This is a genomic window from Colwellia sp. MB3u-45, assembly GCF_014077005.1.
Lineage (GTDB): Bacteria > Pseudomonadota > Gammaproteobacteria > Enterobacterales > Alteromonadaceae > Cognaticolwellia.
On sequence record NZ_JACGVC010000053.1, the window covers coordinates 126,207 to 140,799 of the forward strand.

Genomic DNA, 14,593 nt, shown 5'->3' on the forward strand with positions numbered 1-14,593 from the left:
TTCATCATACAAAAAAATTGAGCTCATTAGAATATAGCGTTACATTAATAACAATAATATCACCCCAAAATTAAGGCTTCGTATGAAACTAAAACCATTAAGTGCTGGAGTATTATTACTCTGTGGCTTATTCAGCGCAACCAGCACGTTTGCCAACCAAAGCAGTGAACAGTTTCAACAGTTACTCAATGAGCATTGGCAAAGGGCAAATCAAGAACAAGTGTTTTTTCGAAAAGACCCCGATGCCTTTCGCATGAAGGGTAATTTACCTGAAATGTCAGCAAATGGCCGCGAACGTCGGTCAAAATACAATAATGAATTGCTAACGCGTATTGATGATATTGATGTTAATAAACTCTCAGGTGCTGATCAGATCAGCTATCGTTTATTTAAATATGAACGCGAAGCGGAAGCAAAAAGTTATCAATTTCAAGATCACCTTTATCCGTTAACTTATTATTCAGGCTTTCATAGTTACTTTGCCGGCGCTCCAGCCAACATGTCATTTTTAACCGAACAAGACTATAGTAATTATTTAATCAGTCTCGCTGATTATCCACGTTATAACCAAGCACATATCGTTGATCTAAAACAAGCCATTGCCTTAGATCATACCCATTACTGTGAAAGCTTTAAAGGCTATGAAAAATCAATCAGTAAGCATTTAGTCGCTGATGTACAAAACAGTGTTTTTTATGCGCCTATGCTGAATATGCCAGCAGTCATTTCATCAACCGAGCAAGCGCAGTATCGCCAGCAAGTAAAAACCTTGATTAAAGAGACTGTTTTACCTGAGTACCAAGATTTTTATGACTTTTTCACCAAAGAATATATGACCCACTGTCGGACCACTGCTGGCATTAGCAGTGTTGAGGGCGGCGAAGCATACTACCAATACTTAATCGAGTATTACACGACCACGGATTTATCAGCTGATGAAATTCATCAAATAGGTCTAGATGAAGTCAGTCGCATACGTACAGAGATGCAGCAAATTATTAAAGCTGTGGACTTTAAGGGTGAATTTAAAGATTTTATTGCGTTTTTGCGTAACGACCAGCAATTTTACACCGATAGTGCGATGGATATGCTGGAAAAAGCCAGCTATATCACCCGTAAAATGGCCGCACAATTACCGAAATGGTTTTCAGTATTACCCAGATCAACCTTCGACATTAAATCCAGTCCAAATGGTGGTGCCTATTATGTTGCCTCCGATGGCAGTGGTACCACATCAGGCACCTACTTTTTAGAGACTAAAAATTTAAACAGCCAACCTTTATATACTTTAGAGGCATTAACCTTTCATGAGGCAGAGCCCGGTCATCACTTTCAAAGTGCTATTGCGCAAGAAGTTGATATGGCTGAGTTTCGTAAAACTTTATACCACGCCGCCTATGGCGAAGGTTGGGGGCTATATTCTGAACGTTTAGGTAAGGAAATGGGCTTTTACCAAAACCCATATAGTGACTTCGGTCGTTTAACCTATGAAGCATGGCGTGCTTGTCGCTTAGTGGTCGATACTGGCATTCATGCTAAAGGTTGGACCCGTCAACAAGCGATCGATTATTTAGCCAAGAATACCGCTTTAAGCATGGCTGATGTTATTGGCCAGATTGACCGCTATATTACTTGGCCAGCGCAAGCCTTGTCATACAAAATTGGTGAAATCAAAATTCGTCAATTGCGGGCGAAAGCGGAACAAGCCTTAGGCGATAAGTTCGATATTAGAGCTTTTCATGACCAAATGCTGAAAAATGGTAGCTTACCCATGGCGCTGCTTGAAGAGTTAACTATGGACTGGATAGCGCAGCAGTTGTAACGGCTAAGATATTTATATCATGCAAAAAAAAGAGAAACGCTATTAAGTAGTTGTTCTTTTTTTTTGCGACTTATCCCAGCTTAAGCAATATTGCCCAACCAACTAGTTTTCAAAGCTTAATGGTTATGATCATAGTTATTAAGCGCATACAATAACAACCACTTGCTAGCTATTGTCAGTGCTTCCAATTCAATTAACTCAGCTGTTGTGGACCTTAAGATCGACTTGACGCATTTTCATGTCAGCCGTTTAGTAACTCAGTTTAGTAGCTCAGTTTAGTAACGCAGTTTAGTGGTGAGTAACTGGCATATCAGCTAAGATTAAAGCCAAGCTTCAGAGGGTAAAATAGGCATAAGATTAAGGCGTAGGTTTGCGGTGCAAGTTAACGGAGTCATTTTCTATAGGCAATAAAAAACCCGGTATAAACCGGGTTTTTAAATAAGCCGTATCAATTACTTGATTTTAGCTTCTTTATACATAACATGCTGACGGATGCGAGGATCAAACTTTTTGATTTCCATCTTTTCAGGCATAGTTTTTTTGTTTTTGTCAGTAGTGTAAAAATGGCCAGTGCCAGCACTAGAAACTAAACGAATTTTATCGCGCATTGCAATTCCTTAAACTTTTTCGCCACGGGCACGGATATCAGTTAATACTGCATCAATACCGTTTTTATCGATAATACGCATTCCTTTCGGAGTTAAGCGTAATTTAACGAAACTATTTTCACTCTCAACCCAAAAACGGTGAGTTTGAAGGTTAGGTAAAAAACGACGACGAGTCGCGTTTCTTGCGTGCGAACGGTTGTTTCCAACCATTGGCTTTTTGCCTGTTACTTGGCAAACTTTAGACATATGAGTACTCCAAAATTAATTTCAGGTCGTGCTGTATTTCCCCAAGACCGTCGCCTCGGGATCCTGAAAAAGGTGGCATATTATAGTGAAAGTGAAAAATGAATGCCAGTATTAATCAACTTTAAAGTGAATAGTTTTGAAATATTATATAATTCAATGGTTTAAGTTGAATAATTGATGTGACTTTAGTGTTTCATGAGTCATTATCAGCCGAATCGAATGTTAATAGCACATTTTTAGTCTATTTTAACCGCTAACTATTTACGTGATCATTCTTTTTGATCTTTTTTAGCCAGTGCATTAGTTAAAATGTCAATAATAGCAGACATGGCTACTTGGGTATTAAGTTGAGTATTAAGCGCCAATGCTTGTAGTTGTGCTATTGCTGTTTTACTCAAGGCCAATCTGCTAAGGCGAAAACGACGGCCGCTGCTTTGCAACTTTTTTTTTGTCATGCCATGTATTCTTTAGCGCTCAAAACAGCTTGCTGAAATACTCACACATCATTCAATCATTCGGCCATGTTCAGCATACGAATAACAATGACAACCCGCCACAATGATATGATCAAGTACTTTGATATCAATTAACGCCAGTGCTTGTTCTAGTCGACTGGTAATTTGATTATCGGCCATACTTGGCTCAGCAATACCCGACGGGTGATTGTGCGCAAGAATAACCGCTCCCGCTTGATATTTTAGTGCGGTCTCAACCACAATGCGCGGGTATACTGCAGCAGCATTAATGGTGCCGTGAAATAGCCGCTCAAACTTTATCACTTGATGCTGAGTATTTAAAAAGAGCACCGCGAATACTTCTCGGGTTTCATGGCGCAGTTCTGCTTTTAAAAAGTTTTGCGTGCTCAGTGAAGACGTTAACGATTGCCCCATTTGCATCTGTTCCGCTAAATAGCGTGTCGACATTTCTAAACATGCTTGTAACTGGACATATTTTGCAACACCTAAACCATGATGCTGGCAAAAGTCATCTAATCCCGCTTGATATATTTTCGAAATACTGCCAAAACTTTTTAATAAATTTCGTGCAAGGTCAACTACATGGCAACCTTGAACGCCTGTACGTAAGAATATTGCTAGCAGTTCGGCATCACTTAAGCTTTTCGCGCCAAAGTGTAATAACTTCTCTCGTGGTTTTTCACGGTCTGGCCAGTCTTTTAACATAAGTGCATCCTTGCAAAGTGATTTGAATAAAAGTGCGATAATGCTATCTTATTGCCCATTGTCGTTATTAAGATTAGCAGTTTATGCAGATTCTTCAGGGTAAAAAAATCCTATTGGGTATCAGTGGTGGCATTGCCGCCTACAAAACGCCAGAGCTAGTGCGTCGATTAAAAGACCAAGGTGCTGATATTCGTGTCGTGATGACAGAAGGCGCTCAAGCCTTTATCACGCCATTAACCTTACAAGCGGTTTCCGGCAATGCGGTATCAAGTAGTTTATTAGATACGCAAGCTGAGTTGGCTATGGGCCATATCGAACTGGCAAAATGGGCTGATTTTATTTTAATTGCACCCGCTACAGCCGACCTTATCGCTAAAATTGCCGCCGGATTGGCAAATGATTTGCTAACCACGCTTTGTTTAGCGACCGCAGCGCCCGTGGCTATTGCACCGGCAATGAACCAACAAATGTGGCATAACTTAGCAACACAAAAAAATATTAACACCTTAAAGTCATGGCACTACCGCCTATTTGGTCCAGGTGCTGGCGAACAAGCCTGCGGTGATGTCGGCTTAGGCCGTATGTTAGACGTGCCTGAGTTAGTTGAATTAACTTGCCAAGCCATCGCAAAAATGAATAACCATGATACTGACTTAAATCAGCCAAAACCTTTAACTGGCCAGAAATGGTTAATTACCGCTGGGCCGACACGCGAAGCTATTGACCCTGTGCGTTATATTTCCAACCACAGCTCAGGAAAAATGGGTTTTGCTATTGCCAATGCAGCGCAAAGCCTTGGCGCAGAGGTCACCATCATCTCAGGGCCTGTTAGCTTAGCAACACCAAAAGGTTGCCAAAAAATAGCGGTAACGAGTGCCACAGAGATGCATCATCAGGCTATCGCGCTTGCGCCTGATGCTGATGTTTTTGTCGCTTGTGCTGCTGTGGCAGACTATCGTATTGATCATATTGCCAGTGAAAAAATTAAAAAATCTCAAGATACCATGCAACTGAATTTGATCAAAAACCCTGATATTGTCGCTGATGTTGCTGCATTAGCGCATAAGCCTTTTACGGTTGGTTTCGCCGCTGAAACGCAAAATGTAGAGTATTATGCTCGTGATAAATTGGCCCGTAAAAATCTTGATATGATCGCCGCCAATAACGTTGCGGCTGCAGGCCAAGGCTTTAACAGTGACAACAATGCGTTAACAGTATTTACCGCTAGCGATAAAAAAGTTTTACCTTTAATGAGCAAAAATGAGCTTGCCAAACAATTAGTCCAACATATTCACCAAACATGGCAAGGTTCTCGATTAATAACTAGGTCGGGCGGCTAATTTCAGGCTTGAACTTCAAGCTTGAACATCAGCTAAATAACGCTATACAATCACGCTAATCTTTTAGTAGTAAACCCATCGGTATAATTTATTCATCCGTTTGGTCTGACTGTTGAAAATATAATAACAATAGAGAATCAGTTTTATGTCGGCAACTCAAAAACCTAATCGTAAACAACAAATTTTAGAATGTCTTGCGCATATGTTAGAAACCAGCGCAGGGCAGCGGATCACAACGGCAAAGCTTGCCGCCGAAGTCGGTGTTTCTGAAGCGGCGCTTTATCGTCATTTTCCATCGAAAGCACGGATGTTTGAAGGCCTAATAGAATTTATTGAAGAATCTATTTTTTCTCGGGTAAACCTGATATTAACCGACCATAAAGAAGCCTTGATTCGTTGCCATCATATTTTGCATGTATTACTTATTTTTGCTGAGCGTAATCCCGGTATGTGCCGTATTCTTGCTGGTGATGCGTTAATGGGGGAAAATGAGCGTCTACGGGCTCGTGTGAATCAATTTTTTGAAAAGCTTGAGTCACAATTTAAGCAAGTTTTACGAGAGCGAAAGCTACGAGAAGGTAAAGGTTTCACCATTTCAGAGCAGGCTTTAGCCAACATTTTAATGGCTTATGCTGAAGGTAAAATTAATCAATATGTTCGCTCTGACTTTACCAAGAAACCCAGTAACGATTTTAATGAGCAATGGCAATTTTTAATGGCTGATAAATAGGCCATTGCTGCACAAAACATCATAACAACAAGCGATTTATTTTCGTTAGTAAGTAAAAATTTAAGGAAGGCTATTGAGTACGTTAGCACAATTAGAACCAAGCAAGTTATGGCAAATTTTTGATAAAATTTGTAGCATTCCACACCCATCAAAACACGAGCAAAAAATATCGCTGTGGATCCAAAACTGGGCAACTGAACTCGGGCTAAGTGTTAAAGAAGACGCCATTGGCAACCTTATTATTAAAAAACCCGCCACGGCAGGGATGGAAAATAAAAAGGGCGTTATTTTACAAGCTCATATGGATATGGTGCCACAGAAAAATGCGGCCACTGATCATGATTTTCGTGTCGACCCTATCAAGCCATACATAATTACCGAAGCTGATGGCGACTGGGTAACCGCTGAAGGTACAACACTAGGTGCAGATAACGGTATTGGCTTATCATCTGCGTTAGCGGTCTTGGCCAGTGACGATATTGTACACGGCCCGCTAGAAGTTTTAGTCACCATTGATGAAGAAGCTGGCATGGCGGGGGCTTTTGGTCTTAAAGCCGGTTGGTTAGACGGCGACTTGTTAATCAATACTGATTCAGAGCAAGAAGGTGAAGTGTACATGGGTTGCGCTGGCGGCATTGATGGTGAAGCCACTTTCGCTATTAGCAATGAAAGTGCGCCTGCAGATGTTGAATCATTTAACTTGTCAATTTCGGGTCTTAAAGGTGGGCACTCGGGTGTCGATATTCATACCGGTCGAGCCAACGCTAACCAAGTATTGGTGCGTTTTTTACTCGACGCTAGTAACACCTTAGGTTTGCGTTTAACGGAATTAAATGGCGGCAGTTTGCGCAATGCTATTCCGCGCGAAGCCGATGCTAGCTTTGTTATTAGCCGTAATAAAATTGAGCCGTTAAAAGCCAAGCTAGCTGAGTATTTAGCAACAGTGCGCCAATCGCTAGGTGCTATCGAAACCCATATCGAGATGTTATTGATTTCGCCTGAAACCTTTGATGAATGTTGGACGCAAGCCAGCCAAAATACTATCTTACGGGCACTTAACGCCTGCCCTAATGGTGTGTTACGAATGAGCGATGACATTGAAGGCATTGTTGAAACCTCATTAAACTTAGGTGTTATGCGCAGCAAAGGTAATAAATTTGTCGCCATGACTTTGATCCGTAGCTTGCATGACGACGGGCGCTTAGCCGCACAAACCATGGTGCAATCTGTATTTGAGCTCGCTGGCGCAAGTATTAAATTTTCTGGCGCTTACCCTGGTTGGAAACCTGATACCAGCTCAGCATTAATGCAAACTGTGCGTGACACTTATCAAACACTGTTTAATAAAGTACCTGAAATTATGGTTATTCATGCCGGTCTTGAATGTGGCTTATTCAAAACAGCTTATCCGCATTGGGATATGGTGTCATTTGGTCCAACGATCAAATTCCCTCACTCACCGGATGAAAAAGTACAAATAGTGAGCGTTGAGCGCTATTGGCAGTTATTGTTGGCCGTATTAGCCAATATTCCAGAAAAGTCGTAAGTGATGCTGTAGCGCGTTATTTTAGTGCGCTACAATTCGCTTTTCTTTTTTCTTTGATACTCTCATATACTCGATTTTATCACTATTTGATTAATTCGGATAAAATCCGACCAGATCAACAAAATGTTTGCTAGACTAAAGTCTAATGAACAACCCATTGTAAACAACCTAAAATAAGGTTGGCATCCTATAAATTTTATAAAGGAAATAACGATATGATTCAGCCAGAAAAAATTATAATAGCTGACGATCATCCATTATTTAGACAAGCATTATTAGGGACATTAAAATTAAAACTCACCCAAACACATTGGTTGGAAGCACAAACTATAGCAGAGCTAGAACAGCAACTACGTGACAATAACGACAGTGATCTGCTATTACTAGATTTGCATATTCCCGGTGCTCATGGCTTTAATACCTTGATACATGTACGTAATCATTTTCCACAAATACCGGTTGTAGTAGTATCGGCTCATGAAGACCACGAAACCATACATAAATCTATGGGCTATGGCGCTTCAGGCTTTATTCCAAAGTCTACCCCCGTTGAAGATATTTATAATGCTATTCAACAAGTCTTATTAGGTAATGTTTGGACACCCGATGCGTACAGTGAGTCGTCACCGATGCAAGACAATAACAATATTGCAGAGCGTGTTGCTAGCTTGACTCAACAACAATATAGAATTTTAATGATGTTCGCCCAAGGCATGCTTAATAAACAAATTGCCTATGATTTAAATGTCTCAGAGGCGACCATCAAAGCGCATGCCACGGCAATATTTCGTAAACTTGATGTGCGTAACCGCACACAAGCGGTTATCGTTATTGCTCAACTTGATATTTCTGACGTGCAATTACAAGACTGTTAGTGTGTAGTTATCTGAACTTTAAGCACGAAAGTTGAATCATTAAAGTTGAATCACGAAAATTGAATCACGAAAGTTGAAAATAAGTAAGGTTATCACGAGTCATTATTGCCAATACTTTTCTTGCATTTTTTTCGTTAACATCGAACTCATCATCGCTCTAAGCGCGGCAGGTTTTATCAATTTACGCATAAAACCAATATCTGCTACTAGGGCTTTTTCCTCTAGATTACTATCTGTGGTGGCGGTAATTAACACCGCAGGCACGTAGTGTCGACTCAACTTTCTTAGCTCTGTAATTAACGCGATACCGTTAAAGTCAGCGTCGAGCTGATAGTCAACTAACAGTATTTCGATATCGTTTTTGTGCTCAGCAAAAATTGACAGTGCTTGATGATATGAATCCGCGGCCAATACATTGCAACCCCATACTGATAATAGCTCAATCATACCACCTAAGACATCAGGGTCATTATCGATACACATCACCGTAACATCGCTTAAACCCAAATTTACCACAGGTTTTGCGACTACTGATTCTCGTTGTGCTCGAGTGCGTTCAACCCCAACGGTAAATTTACAACCCATATTCACTTGCGAACTCAGCGCTAAAGGGTGACCCAATAATTTAGCTAAGCTTTGGGTAATGTTTAGCCCTAAGCCTAAACCACCTGCTGATGAATTCTGCTGATTATCTAACTGGGTAAATTGCTCAAAGACCATGGTTTGTTTTTCTTCAGGAATACCTGGGCCATTATCCAGCACTTGTATATCAATAATATCTCCTTTCGCTCGTGCCCCTAACAATATCTTACCTGGACTGGCATAACGAAAGGCGTTACCAATTAAATTTTGCAATATTCGGCGTAATAAACTTCGATCTGAGCGTAACCACATTGAATTACAGCGTACTCGAAACTCCACTTCATGTTCCAAGGCACTGGCAGAAAACTCTTTGGCAAGATCATCAAATAAAGACTTCAATGAAAAAGAGCTAATATTGAGCTTTATATTACCACTTTCAATCCGGGAAATTTCTGCCAAATCTGCCACTAGGTCATTGGCTACTTTTAAAGAGTGGTCAATATTGTCTACCTGTCGTTGTTGTGTTGCCGTTAAATTGCCTTGGCTAGCTAAAGCTGAGGTAAATAGCCGCGCCGCTTCTAATGGCTGCATTAAGTCATGGCTACAAGCTTTTAAATATAAGCTTTTTTTAATATGCGATTGCTCCGCTTTTTCACGGGCTAAAGCTAAAGCATCGTTGGTTTGCTCTAATTTTTGTGTTCGCTCAAGCACCCGCGTTTCTAAATCCACATTGGCTTCAATTAAACCTCTCTCGGCTTGACGATAGACGGTAATATCAGAAAAGAGCATAACAAAGCCACCACCCGGTAGCGGATTACCTTCAATGCGTATGACTCTACCGTCACTATCTTCTCGTTCAGAGCTATGCGGACTGCCATTGCGTAAATGCATTAGGCGTTTACTGACTTGCTCATCAACCTTACCGACACCGCATAAACCTCGCAGTATGTTAAAGCGAATTAAATCACTGACGGGGCTACCTTGAAAAACCAGCTCACTGGGGTAGTTAAATAAATCAACATACTTTTTGTTCCAGGCCACAAGGTTTAGCTCACTATCAACAATGGAAATCCCTTCACTGGCATTTTCGATCGCACTTTGTAATAAATCTTGGCTATATTGTTGTCGTTGGCTCGACGCTTCTTCTACTAATACCGCGACTTCGTCTAAAGCAATATCACGACCATCTAACGCCGACGATAAGACTAAACGGGCAGACGATGCTCCCATAACACTCGCCAAAGTATTTTCAGTGTGCTGCAATAATTTTTGGTTATACGCCACATTGCTCATTTGTGTTTTGTCTGTTGAACACTGAAATTGTATAAAACTAGCGCTAGATTTCTCTTCACCCACAAAGCGCGAAAGTAATAGCTCAAGTTCTTGATAGTTTATTTGTTTATTACGTTGTAACTGTAAAACTTTTGGCGCTTTGTATTCCATAAATAAGGATACTTGCATGCGCTCTTGCACACTTTGACGACTGACATGAGAAAGTAACCACATGGCAATGATGTTAGCTGATAATGACAACAGACTTGCCATTGAATTAGCCGGTAGAAAGCCTCCTTCAAAGGGGTTTGGATAAAGACCAAACTGTGGCAGAAAGTTGAGTGTTAACCAAGCACCAAAACCAATCACGATTCCGCCATAAACCGCAGTTAAAGTGGCTCTACGCCAATAAAAAGCGGCGACTAATGCGGGCGTTAATTGGGCAAAAGCACCAAAGGCTATTTCACCTAAAGAACTTAAGGTATCTGGCGAGGTCATCAAAAACACGCCATAGCCTAATAAAATAACAAATAAAATTAATATTTTACGAATAGTTAATAATCGTAAACGGAAATTATCATAATCTGTTTCATGGTGTTTATTTGCTCGATATAACCACGGAAAAACAATTTCATTACTGAGCATAGTACTCAAAGCAATAGAAGAAATGATTACCATAGAACTGGCAGCAGATATTGCGCCCAAAAAGGTTAACAAGGTTAACCAAGGTTGTTGCTGATACCAAGGTAGAAATAATACGTAAGCATCAGAGGGGACACTATCGCCCAATAATAACTGTCCTGCTAGCCCTAGCGGCACCGCAAAAATTGCAAATATTAATAAGTAAAGTGGAAAAATTCGACGACTAAGCCAAGTATCTTTTTCATCTTTAAGTTCAACCACCATGACTTGAAATTGCCGTGGTAATGATAAAAATGCCGCCATAGTGATCACTAGCATAGCGAACATTGACATAATATTGGGAAAGTTCAGTTGTTGTTCAAGATTGAGGACAGTTGACGATCGACGCCAAATTTCCATTGGCGAATCAAAGAGTACGTAGGTAACAAAAATACCAACGGCAGCGAAGGCAAACAGCTTTACTAAAGATTCAAAGGCTATCGCGAGCATCACACCCGGATGACGTTCAGTCACATCGATATTACGCACACCAAATACTATGGTAAAGCCGGCTAAGACTAAACTAACGATTAAACCAAAATGCCAATTAGCTAAACTCTGCTCTGCTTGCAGCTGTTGAAAAGTATAAACAATAGCTTTTAATTGCAGCGCGATATAAGGCATGGTGCCCACTAACGCGACTATGGTCACTAAAATGGCTAAGTTATGTGATTTACCAAAGCGAGCGGCTAATAAATCAGCGATCGAAGTAAGATTTAATTTTAAACTAACGCTAATAATGCGTTGAATGAAAGGCCAAGCGAATATAAAGAGTAGTATAGGCCCTAAATATATTGGTAAATGTGAAATGAAATTACTCGACGCTTGTCCAGTAGTGCCTAAAAAACTCCACGACGTACAGTAAACGCCTAGGGTTAATGCATAAATTATCGCCTGGCTTTTGCGTAATAATTTATGACGGTATTTATCTCCAATATAGGCAATAAAAAACAGCAAACCTATATAAGCAAAACTTAAGCCTGCTAATTGCCAATTTGGAAACATAACATTTCTCTATAACTGATATTAATCATCTGATTATATGGATTTATTCAGAGATGTCATTAAACTTAAAGTTCAACGCTAATTTAATGTTTGAGTATAAAACTCCGCGATATATTGGCCGCCTTTGATGTTAGCAATAATGCGTAATTTTTGCTTATCACCCTTGTTACTAATAGTATTGCGTAAAGGTGTTGGGCTCTGCCAGTAATAGGCACTATCAATCATGCCTAAAGGGTAAGCACTGGCTTGGTTGTTACTATCAACTAAAAAAAATGTTGCACTATCGAGCGGAAAAGTTGAATTTAATGTTGTAGTGCCTGCTTTATCATAAATATTGACCTCAAATGTGCCTGATTTCAACACACACTTTTCATTGATCACATCACAAAGACCAAATGGCACCATATTAAATACTCTTTCTTGATCTGCTTTATTTTCGATATAAAAATCTGACGCAATGTAGCCACCCAAGATAAGAAACGGTGCCACTATTAATGCTGTTTTTGTATGACGATTCATGATTATCCTTATTTTCTCTAGTATTCAAATTCAAAGGTTATTTTACAACTGTGTATCTTACATCAGCTGGTTATCTAGCTTAAAGACATCCTTAACAATAAAAACTAAAGGCTCCACAAGTGGAGCCTTTATTTAATTGGTATTAAATACCATCACACGCTATTAGTGATCATGTGCTGTTGAAACGCCACCATGTGGTGTACGGAAGTTTTCAACCAATTGTTGGATATGAGCTGGAGCTGGACCTGTAAATCTTAATACTGTAAAGGCTACAGCAAAGTTAACAAATGCGCCGACTGAACCAAAGGCATTAGGTGAAATACCAAAGAACCAGTTAGGACCCATATCACCTAAGAAAGATGTACCTGGAATAAACATAAGGCCTTTGTGTTGGAACACATAAAGCATAGTTACACCGATACCTGAACACATACCCCATACTGCTGCGGTACCACTCATTTTCTTAGAAAATATACCCATCATTAGTGCTGGGAATATTGATGATGCAGCTAAACCAAAGGCTAGTGCAACCGTTCCTGCGGCAAAACCAGGCGGATTTAAACCCAACCAGCCAGCGACCAGAACCGATATTGTCATCACAACTCGACCTGCTAGTAACTCATTTTTCTCTGTTAAATCGGGCGTTAATATACCTTTCATTAAATCATGGGAAATTGATGAGGATATTGCTAACAGTAAACCGGCTGCAGTAGATAAAGCGGCAGCCAAACCACCAGCGGCAACTAATGCAATTACCCAGTTTGGTAAGTTTGCGATTGCAGGGTTAGCCAATACCATAATGTCACGGTCAACTTTAATCATTTCATTCGTTGTTTTATCAGCGTTGTATTGTATTTTACCATCGCCGTTTTTATCTTCGAATTGTAATAAACCAGTTTTTTCCCAGTCTTTAAACCACTGAGGACGTTCAGCATATTCCATATTTTGACCGGCTGCTGGCTCAATAGTGTTCATTAAGTTCAAACGAGCCATAGCGCCAACTGCTGGAGCAACTGTGTATAACAAAGCGATAAAAACTAAAGCATAACCTGCTGATTGACGTGCTGCTTTTACTGAAGGAACAGTGAAGAAGCGCATGATAACGTGAGGTAAACCTGCTGTACCAATCATCAGTGACAAGGTATATGCGAACATATTTACTGAGCCACCCATGTTATCAGTAGTGTATTCTTTAAAACCAAGATCAGTGACTACCATGTCCAGCTTATCAAGTAAGTAAACACCACTACCATCTGCCAAGGTAGAACCTAAGCCTAGTTGTGGAATTGGGTTACCTGTTAACTGTAAAGAAATAAACACTGCTGGAATGGTGTAAGCAAAAATCAATACACAATACTGAGCAATTTGCGTGTAAGTAATACCTTTCATACCACCAAGTACCGCATAAACCCAAACAACGAACATACCGATGTAAAGGCCATTATCATAATCAACTTCTAAGAAGCGAGAGAAAGCAACACCCACACCTTTCATTTGACCTATGATGTAAGTTAATGAAGCGATGATTAAACAAACAACCGCTACAATACGTGCAGTTTTTGAATAATAACGATCAAAAATAAACTCAGGTACAGTAAATTTACCGTGTTTACGCATGTAAGGTGCAAGCAACATGGCGAGTAATACATAACCACCCGTCCAACCCATTAGGAATACAGAACCGCCATAACCTAAGAATGAGATCATACCCGCCATTGAAATGAATGACGCAGCACTCATCCAATCGGCACCGATGGCCATACCATTTTGCATTGGTGTAATACCACCACCAGCGACATAGAAATCACTCGTTGAAGCCGCACGTGCCCACCAAGCAATACCAAAGTAAACGGCGAAAGAACCGAACACGGCAATGTAAGTATAAAGTTTTAACTCATCCATTATGATTCCCCCACGTTATATTTTTTATCAAGGTCGTTCATTTTTTTAGTATACCAAAAAACTAAACCGACAAATGTGTAAATCGAACCTTGTTGTGCAAACCAGAAACCTAGCTTATACCCACCTAGACGTATCTCATTTAATGGTTCAACAAGCAGTAAACCAAAACCAAATGAAACTACGAACCAAATAACAAGACTTATAAATATTAGGCGCAGATTCTCTGACCAATATGTTGCATTACCTTCCATCATTCTCTCCTAGCAATTATTCCTATTAAACCT

At 40.2% G+C, this 14,593-nt stretch carries 13 protein-coding genes; 5 read left to right on the plus strand and 8 right to left on the minus strand.

The features are described from left to right. The first annotated feature begins 82 nt into the window (after nt 1-82). A complete protein-coding gene (locus tag H4J41_RS15770) occupies nt 83-1,822 on the plus strand; it encodes a DUF885 family protein (protein ID WP_182137107.1) in 1,740 nt (579 codons plus the stop codon). Between the two features lie 452 nt (nt 1,823-2,274). On the opposite strand, the gene rpmG is transcribed toward H4J41_RS15770, so the two are convergent. The 4 genes from rpmG to radC form a co-directional block, all read right to left on the minus strand. Further along, nucleotides 2,275-2,430, minus strand: a complete 156-nt coding sequence (gene rpmG / locus H4J41_RS15775; RefSeq protein ID WP_070375415.1) for a 50S ribosomal protein L33 — start codon at nt 2,428-2,430, stop codon at nt 2,275-2,277. A gap of 9 nt (nt 2,431-2,439) precedes the next feature. Next, on the minus strand, nt 2,440-2,676 hold the full coding sequence (rpmB, locus tag H4J41_RS15780) for a 50S ribosomal protein L28 (RefSeq protein ID WP_146877856.1): 237 nt from the start codon (nt 2,674-2,676) through the stop codon (nt 2,440-2,442). Between the two features lie 269 nt (nt 2,677-2,945). Then, complete coding sequence (locus tag H4J41_RS15785; protein WP_182137108.1) at nt 2,946-3,131, minus strand: hypothetical protein; 186 nt, start codon at nt 3,129-3,131, stop codon at nt 2,946-2,948. A gap of 48 nt (nt 3,132-3,179) precedes the next feature. Then, a complete protein-coding gene (gene radC / locus H4J41_RS15790; RefSeq protein ID WP_182137109.1) occupies nt 3,180-3,857 on the minus strand; it encodes a DNA repair protein RadC in 678 nt (225 codons plus the stop codon). An 83-nt stretch (nt 3,858-3,940) separates the two neighbouring features. Here radC and coaBC point away from each other — a divergent pair, with 83 nt between their 5' ends. The 4 genes from coaBC (at nt 3,941) to H4J41_RS15810 (ending at nt 8,348) form a co-directional block, all read left to right on the plus strand. After that, entirely contained in the window at nt 3,941-5,197 is a 1,257-nt protein-coding gene (gene coaBC / locus H4J41_RS15795; protein WP_182137110.1) for a bifunctional phosphopantothenoylcysteine decarboxylase/phosphopantothenate--cysteine ligase CoaBC, read from the plus strand. A 145-nt stretch (nt 5,198-5,342) separates the two neighbouring features. Next, nucleotides 5,343-5,927, plus strand: a complete 585-nt coding sequence (slmA, locus tag H4J41_RS15800; RefSeq protein ID WP_182137111.1) for a nucleoid occlusion factor SlmA — start codon at nt 5,343-5,345, stop codon at nt 5,925-5,927. Between the two features lie 73 nt (nt 5,928-6,000). Beyond that, entirely contained in the window at nt 6,001-7,473 is a 1,473-nt protein-coding gene (locus tag H4J41_RS15805) for an aminoacyl-histidine dipeptidase (RefSeq protein ID WP_182137112.1), read from the plus strand. Nucleotides 7,474-7,688: 215 nt separating this feature from the next. Continuing rightward, nucleotides 7,689-8,348: a response regulator transcription factor gene (locus H4J41_RS15810; protein ID WP_182137113.1), complete on the plus strand. Its 660-nt coding sequence runs from the start codon at nt 7,689-7,691 to the stop codon at nt 8,346-8,348. A 102-nt stretch (nt 8,349-8,450) separates the two neighbouring features. On the opposite strand, the gene H4J41_RS15815 is transcribed toward H4J41_RS15810, so the two are convergent. The 4 genes from H4J41_RS15815 to H4J41_RS15830 form a co-directional block, all read right to left on the minus strand. Continuing rightward, nucleotides 8,451-11,888 (minus strand): PAS-domain containing protein, encoded by a 3,438-nt coding sequence (locus H4J41_RS15815; RefSeq protein ID WP_182137114.1) that lies wholly within the window; start codon nt 11,886-11,888, stop codon nt 8,451-8,453. 78 nt (nt 11,889-11,966) lie between these two features. Next, nucleotides 11,967-12,407, minus strand: a complete 441-nt coding sequence (locus H4J41_RS15820; RefSeq protein WP_182137115.1) for a hypothetical protein — start codon at nt 12,405-12,407, stop codon at nt 11,967-11,969. 162 nt (nt 12,408-12,569) lie between these two features. Further along, entirely contained in the window at nt 12,570-14,309 is a 1,740-nt protein-coding gene (locus H4J41_RS15825) for a sodium:solute symporter family protein (protein ID WP_182137116.1), read from the minus strand. Then, nucleotides 14,309-14,560 (minus strand): DUF4212 domain-containing protein, encoded by a 252-nt coding sequence (locus H4J41_RS15830; protein ID WP_182137117.1) that lies wholly within the window; start codon nt 14,558-14,560, stop codon nt 14,309-14,311. Before H4J41_RS15830 ends, H4J41_RS15825 begins: the two co-directional genes overlap by 1 nt. Nucleotides 14,561-14,593: the final 33 nt, after the last annotated feature.

Excerpts from the sequence above, each read along its gene's own strand:
- radC (WP_182137109.1), bottom strand. The coding sequence starts at position 3,857 with ATGTTAAAAGACTGGCCAGACCGTGAAAAACCACGAGAGAAGTTATTA.
- H4J41_RS15770 (WP_182137107.1), top strand. The coding sequence starts at position 83 with ATGAAACTAAAACCATTAAGTGCTGGAGTATTATTACTCTGTGGCTTA.
- H4J41_RS15820 (WP_182137115.1), bottom strand. The coding sequence starts at position 12,407 with ATGAATCGTCATACAAAAACAGCATTAATAGTGGCACCGTTTCTTATC.
- rpmB (WP_146877856.1), bottom strand. The coding sequence starts at position 2,676 with ATGTCTAAAGTTTGCCAAGTAACAGGCAAAAAGCCAATGGTTGGAAAC.
- H4J41_RS15825 (WP_182137116.1), bottom strand. The coding sequence starts at position 14,309 with ATGGATGAGTTAAAACTTTATACTTACATTGCCGTGTTCGGTTCTTTC.
- coaBC (WP_182137110.1), top strand. The coding sequence starts at position 3,941 with ATGCAGATTCTTCAGGGTAAAAAAATCCTATTGGGTATCAGTGGTGGC.
- slmA (WP_182137111.1), top strand. The coding sequence starts at position 5,343 with ATGTCGGCAACTCAAAAACCTAATCGTAAACAACAAATTTTAGAATGT.
- rpmG (WP_070375415.1), bottom strand. The coding sequence starts at position 2,430 with ATGCGCGATAAAATTCGTTTAGTTTCTAGTGCTGGCACTGGCCATTTT.
- H4J41_RS15810 (WP_182137113.1), top strand. The coding sequence starts at position 7,689 with ATGATTCAGCCAGAAAAAATTATAATAGCTGACGATCATCCATTATTT.
- H4J41_RS15815 (WP_182137114.1), bottom strand. The coding sequence starts at position 11,888 with ATGTTTCCAAATTGGCAATTAGCAGGCTTAAGTTTTGCTTATATAGGT.
- H4J41_RS15785 (WP_182137108.1), bottom strand. The coding sequence starts at position 3,131 with ATGACAAAAAAAAAGTTGCAAAGCAGCGGCCGTCGTTTTCGCCTTAGC.
- H4J41_RS15830 (WP_182137117.1), bottom strand. The coding sequence starts at position 14,560 with ATGGAAGGTAATGCAACATATTGGTCAGAGAATCTGCGCCTAATATTT.